Origin of the sequence: Streptomyces sp., from assembly GCF_019510245.1 — a bacterium.
Classification (GTDB): Bacteria; Actinomycetota; Actinomycetes; order Streptomycetales; family Streptomycetaceae; genus Streptomyces.
In genome coordinates this window covers 107,765-124,046 of record NZ_JAEKKT010000142.1, presented here as the reverse complement: position 1 = coordinate 124,046, position 16,282 = coordinate 107,765, and the positions used below count along the sequence as shown (strand labels likewise).

Here is a 16,282-nt window from a genome sequence, read left to right as displayed (position 1 = left end):
CGGACAGAGCGGACTTTCGAACGCCCCGGGGGCGCTCACTGGCTCAGACGTTGACGCCGAAGTCCTGGGCGATGCCGCGCAGACCGGAGGCGTAGCCCTGGCCGATGGCACGGAACTTCCACTCGGCGCCGTTGCGGTAGAGCTCGCCGAAGACCATCGCGGTCTCGGTCGAGGCGTCCTCGGACAGGTCGTAGCGGGCGATCTCGGCGCCGCCGGCCTGGTTGACCACGCGGATGAACGCGTTGCGGACCTGCCCGAAGGACTGCTGGCGGTTGTCGGCGTCGTAGATCGACACCGGGAAGACGATCTTGTCGACGTCGGCGGGGACCGCGGCCAGGTTGACCTTGATCACCTCGTCGTCGCCCTCGCCCTCACCGGTGAGGTTGTCACCGGTGTGCTCGACCGAGCCGTCGGGGCTCTTGAGGTTGTTGAAGAAGACGAAGTTCTGGTCGCTGGCGACCTTGCCCGCCGAGTTCAGCAGGAGTGCGCTGGCGTCCAGGTCGAAGTCGGTGCCGGTGGTGGTCCGGACGTCCCAGCCCAGACCGACGAGGACCGCGGTCAGGCCGGGGGCCTCCTTCGTCAGCGATACGTTGCCGCCCTTGCTGAGGCTGACTCCCACGAGTCCTCCCATGTGTGTCCAGGGGCGGGAAGCCCCGTCGTGCGTCGGATACCGGATCAACGACTCGATCCTAGTGACGGGTTCCCACCGCACGCAGGCCCTGGACCCCGAAGAATCACGGGGTGTCGGCCATGCGGACCCTTAGGGGGTCACAGCGCGTCGAGCGCCGTCACGTACTCGTTCAGGTCACGGGCGTCCGGCAGGCCGTTGACCACGGTCCAGCGCACGACACCCTCCTTGTCGATGACGAAGGTGCCGCGCACGGCGCAGCCCTTGGCCTCGTCGAAGACGCCGTAGGCCCGGGAGGTCTCGCCGTGCGGCCAGAAGTCGCTCAGCAGCGGGTACTCCAGGCCCTCCTGCTCGGCGAAGACGCGCAGGGTGTGGATGGAGTCGTTGGAGACCGCCAGCAGCTGGGTGTCGCGGTCCTCGAACCTCGGCAGGTTGTCGCGCAGCTCGCACAGCTCACCGGTGCACACACCGGTGAAGGCGAACGGGTAGAAGAGCAGCACCACGTTCTTCTCGCCGCGGAAGTCGGACAGCTTCACGGCCCGGCCGTGGTTGTCCTTGAGCTCGAAGTCGGGCGCCTTGTCGCCGATCTGGATCGCCATCGCTGCATCCCTTCGTAAGGGGCTGTTCGGGTGGGGACACCCTATGCGGCGACTCCTGCGCGGCGATCACGGCAGGCCGGTGGACGGACCGGCGTCCGGTCCGTCCACCGGCCGGGCTCAGCGCTTCTTGGCGGCGGCCTTCGGCGTGTTCAGCCGGCTTCCGTTCCAGTCCTTGCCCACGCTGACGCTCTTGGTCTGCGAGAGGCCGGCGGTGGTGACCGCCTCGCCGATGTCGCTCGGCTCGACGTAGCCGTCGCGGCCGGTCTTCGGCGTCAGCAGCAGGATCGAGCCGCCTTCTTCGAGGAAGCCGAGGGCATCGACCAGCGCGTCCGTCAGGTCGCCGTCATCCTCACGGAACCAGAGCACCACGGCGTCGGCCACGTCGTCGTAGTCCTCGTCCATCAGCTCGTTGCCGATGGTCTCTTCGATGGACTCGCGGAGCTCCTGGTCGACGTCGTCGTCGTAGCCGATCTCCTGGACCACCTGGTCTGGCTGGAACCCCAGCCTGACGGCAGGGGTGGTCCGCTCCTCCGCGTGGTCCGCGGTCGCGCTCACGGGTTGCCTCCTGATCATGTCTTGGTGATGAACTCAGCCACGCGCGTGCGCGAAGCATTGGCCGTAGTCCACACGGGCGGGACGGATCGCGCAAGTACCCGGCCGTTCGGACCGCCGAAACGGTGACGATCCCGGCCGTGTCGCCGCAACTCCCGGCACCGTATCGCGGACGGGCGTGACACACACCACTCCCTTTTGCCCGCTATGACCCTTTCGGAATCATCCTCACATACGACGGTCGAACGAGTTTGCCAAGCGCGTCACACCCCGGGCGTATCGTTGCGTTTTGGCCGGTCCCGAGTTACCTCGCGGTAGAGATGACGTGCCCAGCCCCGGGGTGGACGATGGACAGCGGCACAGGCAGAACGCAGGGAAAAAACAGGGAAAACAGGCAGAACAGCCGAAACAGGGAATCAGTGCCCTCTGACAGGTAAGGAACAGCGTGGCTTCCGGATCCGATCGCAAACCGATCATCATTGGCGGCCTTTCGAGTAAGGTTCCTGACTTCGATCCCGAGGAAACCCAGGAGTGGCTCGACTCGCTCGACGCCGCCGTGGACGAGCGCGGCCGCGAGCGGGCCCGTTATCTGATGCTCCGCCTGATCGAGCGCGCCCGCGAGCGGCGCGTCGCGGTGCCCGAGATGCGCAGCACGGACTACCTCAACACTATCCCGACCCGGGCCGAGCCGTTCTTCCCGGGCAACGAGGAGATCGAGCGCAAGGTCCTCAACGCGACCCGCTGGAACGCCGCGGTGATGGTCTCCCGCGCCCAGCGCCCGGGCATCGGCGTCGGCGGCCACATCGCCACCTTCGCGTCCTCGGCGTCCCTCTACGACGTCGGCTTCAACCACTTCTTCCGCGGCAAGGACGACGGCCTCGGTGGCGACCAGGTCTTCTTCCAGGGCCACGCCTCCCCCGGCATCTACGCGCGCGCGTTCCTGCTCGACCGGCTCAGCGAGGCGCAGCTGGACGGCTTCCGCCAGGAGAAGTCGAAGTACCCGGACGGCCTCTCCAGCTACCCGCACCCGCGCTCGATGCCGGACTTCTGGGAGTTCCCGACGGTGTCGATGGGCCTCGGCCCGATCGGTGCGATCTACCAGGCGCGGATGAACCGCTACATGCACGCGCGCGGGATCGCCGACACCTCCAAGTCGCACGTGTGGGCCTTCCTCGGCGACGGCGAGATGGACGAGCCGGAGTCGCTCGGCCAGCTGTCCATCGCCGCCCGCGAGGGCCTGGACAACCTCACCTTCGTCGTCAACTGCAACCTCCAGCGGCTCGACGGCCCGGTGCGCGGCAACGGCAAGATCATCCAGGAGCTGGAGTCGGTCTTCCGGGGTGCCGGCTGGAACGTGATCAAGCTCGTCTGGGACCGCACCTGGGACCCGCTGCTCGCCCAGGACCGCGACGGCGTGCTCGTCAACAAGATGAACACGACCCCGGACGGTCAGTTCCAGACCTACGCCACCGAGTCCGGCGCGTACATCCGCGACCACTTCTTCGGCGACGACCAGCGGCTGCGCGCGATGGTCGAGCACATGACCGACGACCAGATCCTGCACCTGGGCCGCGGCGGCCACGACCACCGCAAGATCTACGCGGCGTTCAAGGCGGCCACCGAGCACCGCGGCCAGCCGACGGTCATCCTGGCCAAGACGATCAAGGGCTGGACGCTGGGCCCGAACTTCGAGGGCCGCAACGCCACGCACCAGATGAAGAAGCTGACGGTCGCCGACCTCAAGGGCTTCCGCGACCGGCTGCACCTGCCGATCTCCGACAAGGAGCTGGAGTCCGGCCTGCCGCCGTACTACCACCCGGGCCGGGACTCGGAGGAGATCCAGTACATGCACGACCGGCGCAAGGGCCTGGGCGGCTACGTCCCGACCCGCGTCGTACGCTCCAAGCCCCTTGCGCTGCCGGACGACAAGACGTACGCGACCGTGAAGAAGGGGACCGGTCAGCAGTCCATCGCCACCACGATGGCGTTCGTACGACTGCTCAAGGACCTCATGCGGGACAAGGAGCTCGGCCGCCGCTTCGTACTGATCGCGCCGGACGAGTACCGCACCTTCGGCATGGACTCCTTCTTCCCGAGCGCGAAGATCTACAACCCGCTCGGCCAGCAGTACGAGGCGGTCGACCGCGACCTGCTGCTCGCCTACAAGGAGTCCCCGACGGGCCAGATGCTGCACGACGGCATCTCGGAGGCCGGCTGCACGGCGTCCCTCGTCGCGGCGGGCTCGGCGTACGCGACCCACGGCGAGCCACTCATCCCGGTCTACGTCTTCTACTCGATGTTCGGCTTCCAGCGCACCGGCGACCAGTTCTGGCAGATGGCCGACCAGCTGTCCCGCGGTTTCGTCCTGGGCGCGACCGCCGGCCGTACCACCCTGACCGGTGAGGGCCTCCAGCACGCCGACGGCCACTCCCAGCTGCTCGCCTCGACGAACCCGGCGTGCGTGGCCTACGACCCGGCGTACTCGTACGAGATCGCCCACATCGTCCAGGACGGCCTGCGCCGCATGTATGGCGGTGACGCCGAGCACCCGCACGGCGAGGACGTCTTCTACTACCTGACCGTCTACAACGAGCCGATCCAGCACCCCGCCGAGCCGGCCGACGTGGACGTCGAGGGCATCCTCAAGGGCGTCCACCGGATCAGCGCGGGCACGACGGGCACCGTCCCGGCGCAGATCATGGCGTCCGGCGTGGCGGTCCCGTGGGCGGTCGAGGCGCAGAAGATCCTCGCCGAGGACTGGAACGTCAAGGCCGACGTCTGGTCCACGACCTCCTGGAACGAGCTGCGGCGCGAGGCCGTGGCCTGCGAGGAGCACAACCTGCTGCACCCGGAGGAGGAGCAGCGGGTGCCGTGGGTGACACAGAAGCTGAGCGGCGCCGAGGGTCCGTTCGTGGCCGTGTCCGACTGGATGCGGTCGGTTCCGGACCAGATCGCGCGCTGGGTGCCGGGCACGTACCAGTCGCTGGGCGCCGACGGCTTCGGCTTCGCCGACACGCGGGGCGCGGCGCGCCGGTTCTTCCACATCGACGCGCAGTCGATCGTGGTCGCGGTGCTGACCGAGCTGGCCCGCGAGGGCAAGCTCGACCGCTCGGTGCTCAAGCAGGCCATCGACCGGTACCAGCTGCTGGACGTCACGGCGGCGCACCCGGGCGTGGCGGGCGGCGACGCGTAGCCCTGACGGGCGGACAGGCCGAGGGCGGTGGGGCCGTGGTCCCCGCCGCCCTTGCGGTTTCTTTACGATGCGCACATGAAGGAACAGTCCGCACAGGCCCGTTGGGAACAGGTCACTCAACGGCCTTTGCTGGCGCTCGCGGTGCTCTTCGCCACCGCTTACGCGCTGCCGATCGTGGACAGTTCCGCGGGGCACGTCCTCACCGCCGCGTGCACGATGGCGGAGTGGGTGGTGTGGGGCTGCTTCGCCCTGGACTACCTCATACGGCTGGCTCTCACGCCCCGGCGCCGGGAGTTCGTGCGGACGCACTGGATAGACCTGTGCGCGGTGGTGCTGCCGCTGCTCCAGCCGCTGCGGCTGCTGCGGCTCGTCGCGACGCTGATGCTGGTGGGGCGGCGGGCGCGGATGGCCTCGCAGATCCGGCTGACGACGTATGTCGTGGGCGCGGTGATCGGACTGCTGATGTTCGGCTCGCTGGCCGTCCTGTCGGTGGAACGCGACTCGCCGAACGGGAACATCCGGACGCTGGGTGACGCGCTGTGGTGGTCGTTCACGACGATGACGACGGTGGGGTACGGGGACCACGCGCCGACGACCGGGCTGGGCCGGATGATCGCGGTGGGCCTGATGCTCTCCGGGATCGCCCTGCTGGGTGTGGTGACGGCGAACATCGCCACGTGGTTCATCGCGCGGTTCGAGAAGGACGACGTGGAGGAGCGCCGGCAGACGGAGGCGATCGCTCTGCTGACGGAGGAGGTGCGGGCGCTGCGCGCAGAGGTGCTCGCCTTGCGCGAGGGGGTGGGCGCCGAGGCCACGGCGTTGCGCTCCCCGGCGCTTGCCGGGTGCCACTGCGCCCACCCGTGCCGCCCGGGGGTCCCCCCAGGCCTTTCAGGCTCTGGGGGAGGCACGACTGCCCGCAGCTGAGACACTTGCGCGGCGCCGCTTCGTGGGTGGGCGCCGCCCCGTGAGGGCCCCGTCAGGGGCGCTGGAGGTACCCCCGGCCGAAGGCTGGGGGAGGAACTGCGCGCCCCAAGCCCCCACCGGCCCGCGGGGAACCGCGACCAGCCCCCACCGGCCCGCGGGGAACCGCGACCAGCCCCCACCGGCCCGTGGGCTACAGCGGTGAGACGCCGCCCAGCCACAGCAGTGCCAGCAGCGTGTCGATCGCTCCCAGCACCACCGCCACCAGCGCCGGTATGGAACTCTTCGGGTTCCACGACCAGCCCATGGAGAGCCAGCCGCACACCAGCGCCGCAGGCCCCAGCACGATCCCCAGCGTGAAGAAGCCGGCGACGGCGCAGATCGTGCCGATGATGCCCAGCGTGTCGCGGTCCAGCCCGCCCCGTGGGCCCACGGCGCCACGTGAACGGGGGTACCCGCGTGTTCGTTGCCCGAAGCTCGCCATCATCAACTCCTCGGTCTCCGTGACCTGTTCGGGTTGACGATCGGGTACCCCTGTTCCGCGTCCGCAGACCTGCCCGCGCGCTGCCCCCCTCCGGCAGCGCGCCGCGGCCCGGCTGTCCCCCATGCCCTGCGGAGGACTTGACCCACTGTGACCTGCGGCGCGTGCCCAGGGCGAGGAATCTTTAGCGGAGTCACCCTGATAGGTGAACTGCGCCCGAATCGGCGTCAGATGTGGCCGACACCCGCGTCGGCGCCCGCGTTCTCGCCGCGCTTGGTGAGCAGCGCCACCAGGATCGCGACCGCCGCCACGCCCGCCGCGACCAGCGAGGCGAGGCTCATACCGGAGATGAACGTGTCGTGCGCGACGCCGGAGATCTTCGCGGCGATCTCCGCGGGCGTGCCCTTGGCGACCGGCGCGACACCGACCTGGACGGCTTCCGAGGCCTGCGCCAGCTGTGCGCCGGTCAGCTTCGGCAGCCCCGCGTCGGCCCAGTTGCCCGGGAGGTCGTTGTCGACCTTGGAGGCCATCACGGCGCCGAGGACGGCCGTACCGAGGCTGCCGCCGATCTGCATCGCGGCCTGCTGGAGACCGCCGGCCACACCGGACAGTTCCATCGGCGCGTTGCCGACGATGACCTCGGTGGCGCCCACCATGACCGGCGCGAGGCCGAGACCGAGCAGGGCGAACCAGAGGGACATGAGCGCGCTGCCGGTGTCCGCCTTCAGCGTGGACATGCCGTACATGGCGATCGCGGTGGCCGCCATGCCGCCGGCCAGCGGGATGCGCGGGCCGAGCTTGGTGATCGCGGCGCCGGCCAGCGGGGAGCCGACGATCATCATGCCGGTGAGCGGGAGGAGGTGGAGGCCGGCGTCGACCGGGTCCATGCCGTGCACGTTCTGGAGGTAGAACGTCACGAAGAACAGGCCGCCCATGAAGGCGATGGCCATCAGGACCATCAGCACGACACCCGCCGACAGCGGGACCGAGCGGAACAGGCCCAGCGGGATGAGCGGCTCCTTGACCCGCGTCTCCCAGAAGGAGAAGAGGGCGAAGCCCAGCACCGACACGGCGATGAACGTCCACGTCTTGCCGTCGCCCCAGCCCCAGCTCGGCGCCTTGATGAGCGCCCAGACCAGGCAGAACATGGCGCCGGAGAGCAGGCCGATGCCGAGCAGGTCGAAGGAGCGCGGCGCGTTCTCCGCACGGTGGTCGAGCAGCATCACCACACCCAGGACCAGGGCGAGGGCTCCGACCGGCACGTTGATGAAGAACACCGACTGCCAGCTGACGTGCTGGACCAGCACACCGCCGAGGATCGGGCCGCCGGCCGTGGAGGCGCCGATGACCATGCCCCAGATGCCGATCGCCATGTTGAGCTTCTCGGCCGGGAAGGTGGCCCGCAGCAGGCCGAGCGCGGCCGGCATCAGCAGCGCGCCGAACAGGCCCTGGAAGACACGGAAGGTGACGACCAGGCCGATGCTGTCGGACAGGCCGATGGCCCCGGAGGCCGAGGCGAAGCCGACGACGCCGATCAGGAACGTCTGCCGGTGGCCGAAGCGGTCGCCGAGCTTGCCCGCGGTGATCAGGGAGACCGCGAGGGCGAGGAAGTAGCCGTTGGTGATCCACTGGACCTGGGCGAAGGTGGCGCCGAGGTCCTTCTGGATCGCGGGGTTGGCGATGGCCACGATGGTGCCGTCGAGGGCGACCATCATGACCCCGACGGCGACGGTTATCAGGGTGAACCAGGGGTGGCCGCGCAGGCCGGAGGCCGGCGGCTGTTCCGGCAGGGCTGCTGGCGCCTTGTCCCCCGACCCCGCCGTGTCGATCGTGGTCTGACTAGTCATGTGTGCGAGGCTAGTGACAGCCACTGACAGTTGACAAACAAATTCACTAGTCAGTAACTGTCAGGCATGGAAACGCTGCGCGAACGCAAGAAACAGCGCACCCGGGACACACTGCTGCGGTCCGCCCTCGAACTGTTCGTGACCCAGGGCTACGAGCACACCACCGTCGACGAGATCGTCGCGTCCGTCGACGTCTCACAGCGCACCTTCTTCCGCTACTTCGCCAGCAAGGAGGACGTGGCCTTCTTCGTGCCCCGGCTCACCGAGGAGCACTACGTCGAGGCCGTGCGCCGCCGGCCGCCCGGGGAGCCCCCGCTGGAGGCGCTGCGCCGGTCGGTCATGGACAGCTGGGACACCATCGAGCAGGCGATCGAGCGGTACGTCCCGGTCGAGCTGTTCCTGCGCACGTACAAGATGATCGAGGCGACCCCGGCCCTGTTCGCCGCCCGGCTGCGCCGTCAGTCGGAGACGGAGGAGGAGATCGCGCGGATCGTCGCCGAGCGGGAGGGCGTCGACCCGGACACCGATCCCCGGCCCCGGCTCGTGGTCGCCGTGTTCGGCGCGGTCATCCGGGTCACCGAGCGGCGCTGGTCGGTCGGTGACGACTTCAGCGTCACGGCGATCCGCGAACTCACCGCCTCGTACCTCGATCAGGTGGGACCGGCCCTCACCGGGAACTGGCGCGCGAGCTGACGCTCCTTCACATGCCCCTTCACACGGCCCTGAGACAGGCCTCACGTTTGCCGAAACGTGATAACTGTCACTCCGTTACCGCGAGACCCCTTCGTTCTCCTAGTGTGTCCTCCCAGTGACTTCCTTCGACACCTCCCCGCCCCTCAACGTCTGGCGCGCACTGCTTGCCCTGGCCGTCGTGTTCGTGATGCTCGCGACCACCGGCTGGACCGCCCTGCGCACGCACCGCGAGACCACCGCCCTGCAGACCTCCCTCGCCAAGTGGGAGCGCGGGAGCGTCCACGGCCTGCACCTGCCGGACCCGGAGGCGTCGCCCGCGCTGCTCACCCGGTTCTTCGCGTCGCTCACCGCGCAGGAGCGCGGCCGGCTCGTGCACCGTTACCCGCTCGCCGTGGGCAACATGAACGGCGCCCCGGCCGAACTGCGCTACCGCGCCAACGACATCGCCCTCGACCAGCAGCGCGCGGTCGAGAAGAAACGTATGCACGACCCACGGCTCAGCGCGGCCGGGCAACAGGACGCCGGCCGTCGTATGCACCGCTACGAGGCGCTGATGACGAAGGGCCGGCAGATCCTCGCCTTCGACCCGGACGGCAGCGGCCGGGTCGCGGAGGTCTTCGGCGACCTCACGAAGGCCGAGCGGATCTCCGTCGTCGTGCCCGGCGTCGACACCGACCTGCTCACCTTCCAGAAGACGAACCGCCAGTACACCGCGCCGGTCGGCATGGCCAAGGCGCTGTACCGGGCGGAGCGCACGGCGAGCCCCTCGACCCGTACGGCGGTCATCGCCTGGGCCGACTACACCGCGCCCGACGGCCTCGGCGTGGACGCGGCGACCGGGATGGCCGCCGAGCAGGGCGCCGTTCGCCTCAACGCACTGCTGCGCGCGCTGCCCGGGGACGCGCCGGTGTCGATGTTCTGCCACAGCTACGGCTCGGTGGTCTGCGGGGTCGCCGCGCACGCCATGCCGGACCGAGTGGCCGACATAGCGGTGGCCGCGAGCCCCGGCATGCGCGTCGAGAACGCCTCCCACCTGGGCACCTCGGCCCGGGTGTGGGCGATGCGGGACGCCTCCGACTGGATCCAGGACGTCCCCTACCTGGAGCTCGGCGGACTCGGCCACGGCGCCGACCCCGTCTCCTCCTCCTTCGGCGCCCGGGTGCTGTCGGCGCACGACGCCAAGGGGCACGCCGGCTACTTCGAGCCGGGCACGGACAGCCTGCGCAACCTCGCGGACGTCGGGGTCGGCGCATACGGCGCGGTGACCTGCGCCCACGACGATGACGGGTGCCGGGCGGGTTTGTCCGGCACGTTGATGGCCGGACGCGCGTAGAGACACCAGGAAGTGCGGTATGCGCGGGGATGGGACTGGGAAGCACGTGCCGCATACGATGAGCCGCATGGGTGACGTACTGGCCGGATTTCATGCCGCCTGGGAGTTCGAGTCCGACTCCGTGCTCATCCGTTACGAACGGGGGATTCGAACACCCAAGCTGTTCCAGAGCCTGGGCGAACGCCGGGTTCCGCTGGCCGCCCTGGAGGGCGTGACGCTCACACCCGGCAAGCGGGGCACGGTCGTACTGAAGGCCGAGCCGCGCCCCGGTGCCGACCCGCTGCTGGAGGCGGCTGCCGGACAGCTGAAGGACGGCAGCGACCCCTACCGCCTGGTGGTCCCGGCGGAGCGGGCGACCCTCGCCGAGTACTACGCCGACGAGCTGCGACCGCTGCTCACGGAGTCCGGACCGGCGGACAGGTTCCTGGTCGCCGCGCCCGAGGGGCCCCGGCAGTTCAAGGCGTACGACGGGAAGGCGAGCTTCGACGGCAGGGCCGTGCACTTCCGGTGGTCGTGGACGGGCGCGTCCACGGCGAAGTGGAAGGCCGGCGACCAGAGTTTCGCCGTCGCCGACCTCGGGGGTGTGGAGTGGCGGTCGCCCGAGGCCTTCGAGGGGCACCTGCGGCTGCTGCGGCGGGACCTCGCGGGGGCGGCTCCTACGGTCCCGGCCGACCAGGATCCGGCGACCGTGGTGTTCGGGCTGGGATACGGGCCGGTGCACGAGTCGCTGCCGTTCGCGGCGGCGGTGCTGGAGGCCCTGCGGGCCAAGGGGGCCGCCGCGGTGCCGGTGTCGGCGGGGCGGCGGGACCCCGCGGACATCGCGGAGCGGATCCGGCATCTGGGGGAGCTGCATCGGGCGGGGCTGGTGACCGACGAGGAGTTCGCCGCGAAGAAGGCGGAGTTGCTGGCGGAGCTGTGAGGTGCGTTGTCGGGTGCGGGTGGTGGGTTGCTCGCGCAGTTCCTCCCCCAGCCTTCGGCCGGGGGTACCCCCAGCGCCCCTATCGGGGCGCGCCTGTCGTGAGGGCGCTTCAGCTGCCACCCGTCTCGTAGAAACTGATTTTCCGGTCCAGGACCGACAGCGTGTCGTGGAGTTCGGCGATCCTCGACACGACGTCCCTGCGCGTCTGCTCCAGCAGTGCGCGGCGCTCGGGGTAGGTCGTCTCGCCTTCCCTCACCAGCTCCGCGTAGCGGACCATGTCGGCCACCGGCATGCCGGTCAGGCGGAGCTTGGTCACGAAGTCGAGCCAGTCCAGGTCGCGGTTGCTGTAGCGGCGCTGGCCGGTGTGGGAGCGGTCGATGCTGGACATCAGGCCGATCCGCTCGTACCAGCGCAGGGTGTGGGCGGTCAGGCCGGTGAAGGCGACGACCTCGCTGATCGTGTAGCGGTCCTGGCCCTCGGGGCGCGGGTGCCGCCGGGGCGGGGCGGAACAGATGTCGGCGGGCGCGCGGTCGGACTGCTGGGTGGGGGTCGCGGTCGTGGTCTGCATCACCGTCATGCGCCCACGCTATGACCTTCGAGTGCACTCGAAGCAAGCGGAACCCGGTAAGAAATACCCACGACGGGCGGCCCCGGCGGTGAGTAGCGTGCGGGGCATGAGTCTCGTACGCCGTGCCACGGCCGAGGACGCCGCGGAAGTGCTGCGTCTGCGCCAGGTGATGATCGACGCACTGCCCGGCGGGGACAGCTCCACAGGATGGCACGCCCAGGCGCGGCTGGCGCTGGAGGAGAGGCTGGGCGAGCCGGACGGGGACTTCGCCGCGTTCGTCGTCGACCATCCGGACCGGCCGGGGGCGCTGGCCGCGCTGGTCGCCGGGACCGTCGACTACCGGATCGGCAAGGCGGGCAGCCCGCACGGCCGCTCCGGGTACGTGTTCAGCGTGGCGACCGACCCGGACGCCCGTCGGCGCGGGTACGCGCGCGCGTGCATGGAGGAGCTGCTGGCCTGGTTCCGTGAGCGGGGTGCGGGGCAGGTCATGCTGACCGCGTCCGCGGAGGCCGAGCCGCTCTACGCCGCGCTCGGCTTCGTCCACAAGCCGGACCCCACGATGATGCTGCGGCTCTGAGCCGCTTAGGGTCGTGGCATGTCCTTGAACAGCCTCGCCTCGATCGAGAACTGGCCCGTCCCCACCGCCGCGGCGGGTGTCGTACGCGCCGACGGGACGGTCCCCGGGACCCACGGGCCGGTCGGGCACCGCTTCCCGCTGGCCTCCGTCACCAAGCCGCTGGCGGCGTACGCGGTGCTCGTCGCGTACGAGGAGGGGGCGGTCGAGCTCGACGAGCCGGCGGGGCCGGAGGGGGCGACGGTACGGCACCTGCTCGCGCACACCTCGGGGCTGGCCTTCGACGAGCACCGGGTCATGGCGCCGCCCGGGGAGCGGCGGCTGTACTCGAACGCCGGGTTCGAGGTGCTCGGGGAGCATGTCGCCAAGGCGACGGAGATGCCGTTCGCGGAGTACGCGCGACAGGCGGTGCTGGAGCCGCTGGGCATGACGTCGACGTCGCTGGACGGGTCGCCGGCGAAGGACGGCGTGTCGTGCGTGTCGGACCTGCTCCGCTTCGCGGCGGAGCTGCAGGCGCCGAAGCTGCTGGATCCGCGGACGGTGGCGGAGGCGACGCTGAGCGTGCAGTACCCGGGCACGAAGGGCGTGCTGCCGGGGTACGGGCACCAGAACCCGAACGACTGGGGGCTGGGCTACGAGATCCGGGACTCCAAGTCGCCGCACTGGACGGGGTCTTCGTCCTCGCCGCGGACGTTCGGGCACTTCGGGCAGGCGGGCACGTTCGTGTGGGTGGACCCGGAGGCGGGGTTGGCGTGTGTCGCGCTGACGGACAGGGCGTTCGGCCCCTGGGCGATCGAGGCGTGGCCGGCGTTCACGGACGCGGTGCTGGCGGAGCTGAGAGGCTGAGGTCAGCTGGGGGGACGCTCACCGGCGCCGGCCGGTTGCCGCCGCGCCCACCCGTGCCGCCTGGGGGCACCAGGCCCTTCAGGCACTGGGGAGGCACGACTGCCCGCGGCTACGTCCTTCAGGAGCGCGGGGAACTGCGCGAGCAACCCCCACCGGGCCGCGGGCGGACAACGGCCGTCGTCAGCTCGCCATTTCCCACAGCAGCAACTCCGCCTCCGTGACCCCCGACGCCTCCAAGTCCTTCGCGTCGGTGATCCGTACGGAGTCCCCGGGCCCCAACTCCTCCCCGTCCAGCCGGACTTCCCCCCGTACCACGTGCACGTACACGTACGCCCCGTCCGGCACCGCCGTCCGCTCCCCAGTGCCGAGTCGGCGGACGTGGAGCATCGCGCCGGCTTCGGGGACCGCGTACGGGGTGGAGTCGGCGATGCCGCGGACGATGTCGTAGGAGGGTTCGCCGCCGGGCCGCACCGGGGCCAGCCACATCTGGACGAAGGTCAGGGGCAGCGGCCCGTCGTTGCGCTCCACGTGGCGGACGCCCCCCGCCGAGCTGAGGCGCTGGACGTCCCCGTGGCGGACCACCGTCTCGTGGCCCGCCGAGTCGCGGTGCGTGAGCTCGCCCTCGACCACCCACGTCACGATCTCGGTGTGGCTGTGCGGATGCTCGTCGAAGCCGGCGCCCGGTGCCAGGCGCTCCTCGTTGCAGGCGATGACCGCCCCGAAGCGGAGGTTGCCGGGGTCGTAGTGCGGGCCGAAGGAGAAGGCGTGCCGGGACTCGATGCCGGTTGCCGGGTCGCCTCCCGGGTAGCGCTCCGCGGCGCGCCTGACGTCCATCACGGGACCACCGTAGACCGCAGTCGGCACCCGGCGGCGCAGGCTCCCGTCCGGATAAGGCAGTCTTGTCCCCGTGCCCGAACCCGTAACGCGCAAGTCCGACCCCTCGGCTCGTCCGGTCCACCCGCACTCCGCGACCCTGAAGCGGCTGGAGAAGTCGTCCGGCAGCCTCGCCGCCCAGGCCATCGCACGCATGGACGAGACCCTGCCGTGGTACCGGGCCATGCCTCCGGAGAACCGCTCCTGGATCGGGCTCGTCGCCCAGGCGGGCATCGCGGCCTTCACCGAGTGGTTCCGGCACCCGGACGCCCCGCAGGCGATCTCGACGGACGTGTTCGGGACCGCGCCGCGGGAGCTGACCCGGGCGATCACGCTGCGGCAGACCGTGGAGATGGTGCGGACCACCATCGAGGTGATGGAGAGCGCGATCGACGAGGTCGCGGCGCCGGGCGACGAGAGCGTGCTGCGCGAGGCGCTGCTCGTGTACGCCCGTGAGATCGCCTTCGCCACCGCCCAGGTGTACGCCCAGGCCGCCGAGGCACGCGGTGCCTGGGACGCGCGGCTGGAGTCGCTGGTGGTCAATGCCGTGCTCAGCGGAGAGGCCGACGAGGGCGCGGTGAGCAGGGCCGCGGCGCTCGGGTGGAACTCGCCCGACCATGTGTGCGTCGTGCTCGGGACCGCGCCCGACGGGGACAGCGAACTGACCGTCGAGGCGATCCGGCGGGCCTCCCGGCACGCCAAGCTCCAGGTGCTGACGGGGGTGCTCGGGGACCGCCTCGTCGTCATCGCGGGCGGCAACGACAATCCGCTGGCCGTGGCCAAGTCGCTGATCGGGCCGTACGCGGCCGGGCCGGTCGTCGCGGGGCCTGTCGTACCGGACCTGCTGGCCGCCACGCGGTCCGCGCAGGCCGCCGCCGCGGGACTGAAAGCGTGTTCCGCCTGGCAGGACGCGCCGCGCCCGGTGCTGGCGGACGATCTCCTCCCGGAGCGCGCCATCGCGGGCGATCCGAGCGCACGCGAGCAGTTGGTGGAGGAGATCTACAGACCGCTGGAAGAAGCCGGTTCGGCGCTGCTGGAAACACTGAGCGTCTATCTGGAGCAGGCGAGCAGCCTGGAGGGTGCGGCCCGGATGCTCTTCGTCCACCCGAACACCGTGCGCTACCGGCTCCGACGTGTGACTGACGTCACCGGATGGTCACCGTCCGATGTACGATCCGCCTTCACACTGCGGATCGCGCTGATCCTGGGGCGTCTGGTCGATGGAGATCCCCAGTCATAGGATTTTGTCGGGGGCCCACAAAACCCCCTCGTGTTCTTCGTCCCTGTCCCCACGGGCGGCCGTGGCCGTCCCCAAGAGAGAGTGTGAGAGTGCTCGTACTCGTCGCTCCCGGCCAGGGCGCCCAGACCCCTGGCTTCCTGACCCCCTGGCTCGACCTTCCCGGTGTCGAGGACCGTCTGCGTGCCTGGTCGGACGCCATCGGTCTCGACCTCGTGCACTACGGCACGCACGCCGACGCGGACGAGATCCGGGACACCGCGATCGCCCAGCCGCTGCTCGTCGCCGCCGGGATCCTCTCCGGCGCGGCACTCGGTGACATCGCGAACGTCGCCCCGGGCGCGGTCGCCGGGCACAGCGTCGGCGAGATCACGGCCGCCGCCTTCGCGGGCGTCCTGGACGACACCGCCGCGCTGAGCCTCGTCCGCACGCGTGGCCTGGCGATGGCCGAGGCCGCCGCGATCACCGAGACCGGCATGTCGGCGCTGCTCGGCGGCGACCCGGAGGTCTCCGTCGCGCACCTGGAGAAGCTCGGTCTGACCCCGGCGAACATCAACGGCGCGGGGCAGGTCGTCGCGGCCGGCACCCTGGAGCAGCTCGCCGCGCTGAACGAGGACAAGCCCGAGGGTGTCCGCAAGGTCGTCGCCCTCAAGGTCGCCGGCGCCTTCCACACGCACCACATGGGCCCCGCGGTCGAGAAGCTGGCCGCGGCCGCCGGGGAACTCGCGCCGCTCGACCCGAAGTTCACCTACGTCTCCAACAAGGACGGGCAGGCCGTCGCCACCGGGGCGGAGATCGTGGACCGCCTTGTCGGCCAGGTCGCCAACCCGGTCCGCTGGGACCTGTGCATGGAGACCTTCAAGGAGCTCGGCGTCACCGCCCTCCTGGAGGTGTGCCCCGGCGGCACGCTGACCGGCCTGGCCAAGCGCGCCCTGCCCGGCGTGCGGACGCTGGCCCTGAAGACCCCCGACGACCTCGACGCGGCCCGCGAGCTCATCGCCGAGCACAGCTGAATCAG

The 16,282-nt window shown here is 70.5% G+C and carries 16 protein-coding genes; 9 read left to right on the top strand and 7 right to left on the bottom strand.

Annotation, left to right across the window (positions count from 1 at the left end):
- Positions 1 to 43 precede the first annotated feature (43 nt).
- From JF597_RS24040 to JF597_RS24030, 3 genes are all read right to left on the bottom strand, one after another.
- Entirely contained in the window at positions 44 to 619 is a 576-nt protein-coding gene (locus tag JF597_RS24040; protein ID WP_181803425.1) for a TerD family protein, read from the bottom strand.
- A 149-nt stretch (positions 620 to 768) separates the two neighbouring features.
- Positions 769 to 1,227 (bottom strand): peroxiredoxin, encoded by a 459-nt coding sequence (locus JF597_RS24035; RefSeq protein ID WP_293998302.1) that lies wholly within the window; start codon positions 1,225 to 1,227, stop codon positions 769 to 771.
- A 117-nt stretch (positions 1,228 to 1,344) separates the two neighbouring features.
- A complete protein-coding gene (locus JF597_RS24030; protein WP_207921612.1) occupies positions 1,345 to 1,782 on the bottom strand; it encodes a DUF3052 domain-containing protein in 438 nt (145 codons plus the stop codon).
- Positions 1,783 to 2,224: 442 nt separating this feature from the next.
- On the opposite strand from JF597_RS24030, the gene aceE reads away from it, so the two are divergent.
- Together aceE and JF597_RS24020 are read left to right on the top strand one after the other, a co-directional pair.
- Positions 2,225 to 4,972 (top strand): pyruvate dehydrogenase (acetyl-transferring), homodimeric type, encoded by a 2,748-nt coding sequence (aceE, locus tag JF597_RS24025; protein WP_293998293.1) that lies wholly within the window; start codon positions 2,225 to 2,227, stop codon positions 4,970 to 4,972.
- 75 nt (positions 4,973 to 5,047) lie between these two features.
- Positions 5,048 to 5,896 (top strand): potassium channel family protein, encoded by an 849-nt coding sequence (locus tag JF597_RS24020; protein ID WP_293998290.1) that lies wholly within the window; start codon positions 5,048 to 5,050, stop codon positions 5,894 to 5,896.
- Positions 5,897 to 6,086: 190 nt separating this feature from the next.
- On the opposite strand, the gene JF597_RS24015 is transcribed toward JF597_RS24020, so the two are convergent.
- Together JF597_RS24015 and JF597_RS24010 are read right to left on the bottom strand one after the other, a co-directional pair.
- Positions 6,087 to 6,380: a small hydrophobic protein gene (locus JF597_RS24015; protein WP_293998287.1), complete on the bottom strand. Its 294-nt coding sequence runs from the start codon at positions 6,378 to 6,380 to the stop codon at positions 6,087 to 6,089.
- Positions 6,381 to 6,601: 221 nt separating this feature from the next.
- The gene (locus tag JF597_RS24010) at positions 6,602 to 8,221 is read right to left on the bottom strand and encodes an MFS transporter (RefSeq protein ID WP_293998285.1); all 1,620 of its coding nucleotides are present in this window, start codon (positions 8,219 to 8,221) and stop codon (positions 6,602 to 6,604) included.
- Positions 8,222 to 8,287: 66 nt separating this feature from the next.
- Between JF597_RS24010 and JF597_RS24005 the strand changes: the two genes are divergently transcribed.
- From JF597_RS24005 to JF597_RS23995, 3 genes are all read left to right on the top strand, one after another.
- Positions 8,288 to 8,914: a TetR family transcriptional regulator gene (locus tag JF597_RS24005; RefSeq protein ID WP_293998282.1), complete on the top strand. Its 627-nt coding sequence runs from the start codon at positions 8,288 to 8,290 to the stop codon at positions 8,912 to 8,914.
- 115 nt (positions 8,915 to 9,029) lie between these two features.
- Positions 9,030 to 10,247 (top strand): alpha/beta hydrolase, encoded by a 1,218-nt coding sequence (locus JF597_RS24000; protein WP_293998279.1) that lies wholly within the window; start codon positions 9,030 to 9,032, stop codon positions 10,245 to 10,247.
- 67 nt (positions 10,248 to 10,314) lie between these two features.
- Positions 10,315 to 11,166 (top strand): DUF4429 domain-containing protein, encoded by an 852-nt coding sequence (locus tag JF597_RS23995; RefSeq protein WP_293998276.1) that lies wholly within the window; start codon positions 10,315 to 10,317, stop codon positions 11,164 to 11,166.
- A 109-nt stretch (positions 11,167 to 11,275) separates the two neighbouring features.
- Here the strand turns inward: JF597_RS23995 and JF597_RS23990 are convergent, their stop codons facing one another.
- Positions 11,276 to 11,743, bottom strand: coding sequence for a MerR family transcriptional regulator (locus JF597_RS23990; protein ID WP_293998273.1), 468 nt, complete (start codon positions 11,741 to 11,743; stop codon positions 11,276 to 11,278).
- 97 nt (positions 11,744 to 11,840) lie between these two features.
- Between JF597_RS23990 and JF597_RS23985 the strand changes: the two genes are divergently transcribed.
- Together JF597_RS23985 and JF597_RS23980 are read left to right on the top strand one after the other, a co-directional pair.
- Entirely contained in the window at positions 11,841 to 12,311 is a 471-nt protein-coding gene (locus tag JF597_RS23985; protein ID WP_293998270.1) for an N-acetyltransferase, read from the top strand.
- Positions 12,312 to 12,329: 18 nt separating this feature from the next.
- A complete protein-coding gene (locus JF597_RS23980) occupies positions 12,330 to 13,154 on the top strand; it encodes a serine hydrolase domain-containing protein (protein WP_293998267.1) in 825 nt (274 codons plus the stop codon).
- 180 nt (positions 13,155 to 13,334) lie between these two features.
- Here the strand turns inward: JF597_RS23980 and JF597_RS23975 are convergent, their stop codons facing one another.
- Complete coding sequence (locus JF597_RS23975; RefSeq protein ID WP_293998325.1) at positions 13,335 to 13,988, bottom strand: pirin family protein; 654 nt, start codon at positions 13,986 to 13,988, stop codon at positions 13,335 to 13,337.
- 73 nt (positions 13,989 to 14,061) lie between these two features.
- On the opposite strand from JF597_RS23975, the gene fasR reads away from it, so the two are divergent.
- Together fasR and JF597_RS23965 are read left to right on the top strand one after the other, a co-directional pair.
- Positions 14,062 to 15,267, top strand: coding sequence for a fatty acid biosynthesis transcriptional regulator FasR (gene fasR, locus JF597_RS23970; protein ID WP_293998265.1), 1,206 nt, complete (start codon positions 14,062 to 14,064; stop codon positions 15,265 to 15,267).
- Between the two features lie 89 nt (positions 15,268 to 15,356).
- The gene (locus JF597_RS23965; protein WP_293998262.1) at positions 15,357 to 16,277 is read left to right on the top strand and encodes an ACP S-malonyltransferase; all 921 of its coding nucleotides are present in this window, start codon (positions 15,357 to 15,359) and stop codon (positions 16,275 to 16,277) included.
- Positions 16,278 to 16,282 lie beyond the last annotated feature (5 nt).

Bases quoted from the DNA above. Each gene is read 5' to 3' on its own strand.
- JF597_RS24035 (WP_293998302.1), bottom strand. From the start codon at position 1,227: ATGGCGATCCAGATCGGCGACAAGGCGCCCGACTTCGAGCTCAAGGAC.
- JF597_RS24020 (WP_293998290.1), top strand. From the start codon at position 5,048: ATGAAGGAACAGTCCGCACAGGCCCGTTGGGAACAGGTCACTCAACGG.
- JF597_RS24015 (WP_293998287.1), bottom strand. From the start codon at position 6,380: ATGATGGCGAGCTTCGGGCAACGAACACGCGGGTACCCCCGTTCACGT.
- JF597_RS24010 (WP_293998285.1), bottom strand. From the start codon at position 8,221: ATGACTAGTCAGACCACGATCGACACGGCGGGGTCGGGGGACAAGGCG.
- JF597_RS24005 (WP_293998282.1), top strand. From the start codon at position 8,288: ATGGAAACGCTGCGCGAACGCAAGAAACAGCGCACCCGGGACACACTG.
- JF597_RS23995 (WP_293998276.1), top strand. From the start codon at position 10,315: ATGGGTGACGTACTGGCCGGATTTCATGCCGCCTGGGAGTTCGAGTCC.
- JF597_RS23990 (WP_293998273.1), bottom strand. From the start codon at position 11,743: ATGACGGTGATGCAGACCACGACCGCGACCCCCACCCAGCAGTCCGAC.
- JF597_RS23985 (WP_293998270.1), top strand. From the start codon at position 11,841: ATGAGTCTCGTACGCCGTGCCACGGCCGAGGACGCCGCGGAAGTGCTG.
- JF597_RS23980 (WP_293998267.1), top strand. From the start codon at position 12,330: ATGTCCTTGAACAGCCTCGCCTCGATCGAGAACTGGCCCGTCCCCACC.
- JF597_RS23975 (WP_293998325.1), bottom strand. From the start codon at position 13,988: ATGGACGTCAGGCGCGCCGCGGAGCGCTACCCGGGAGGCGACCCGGCA.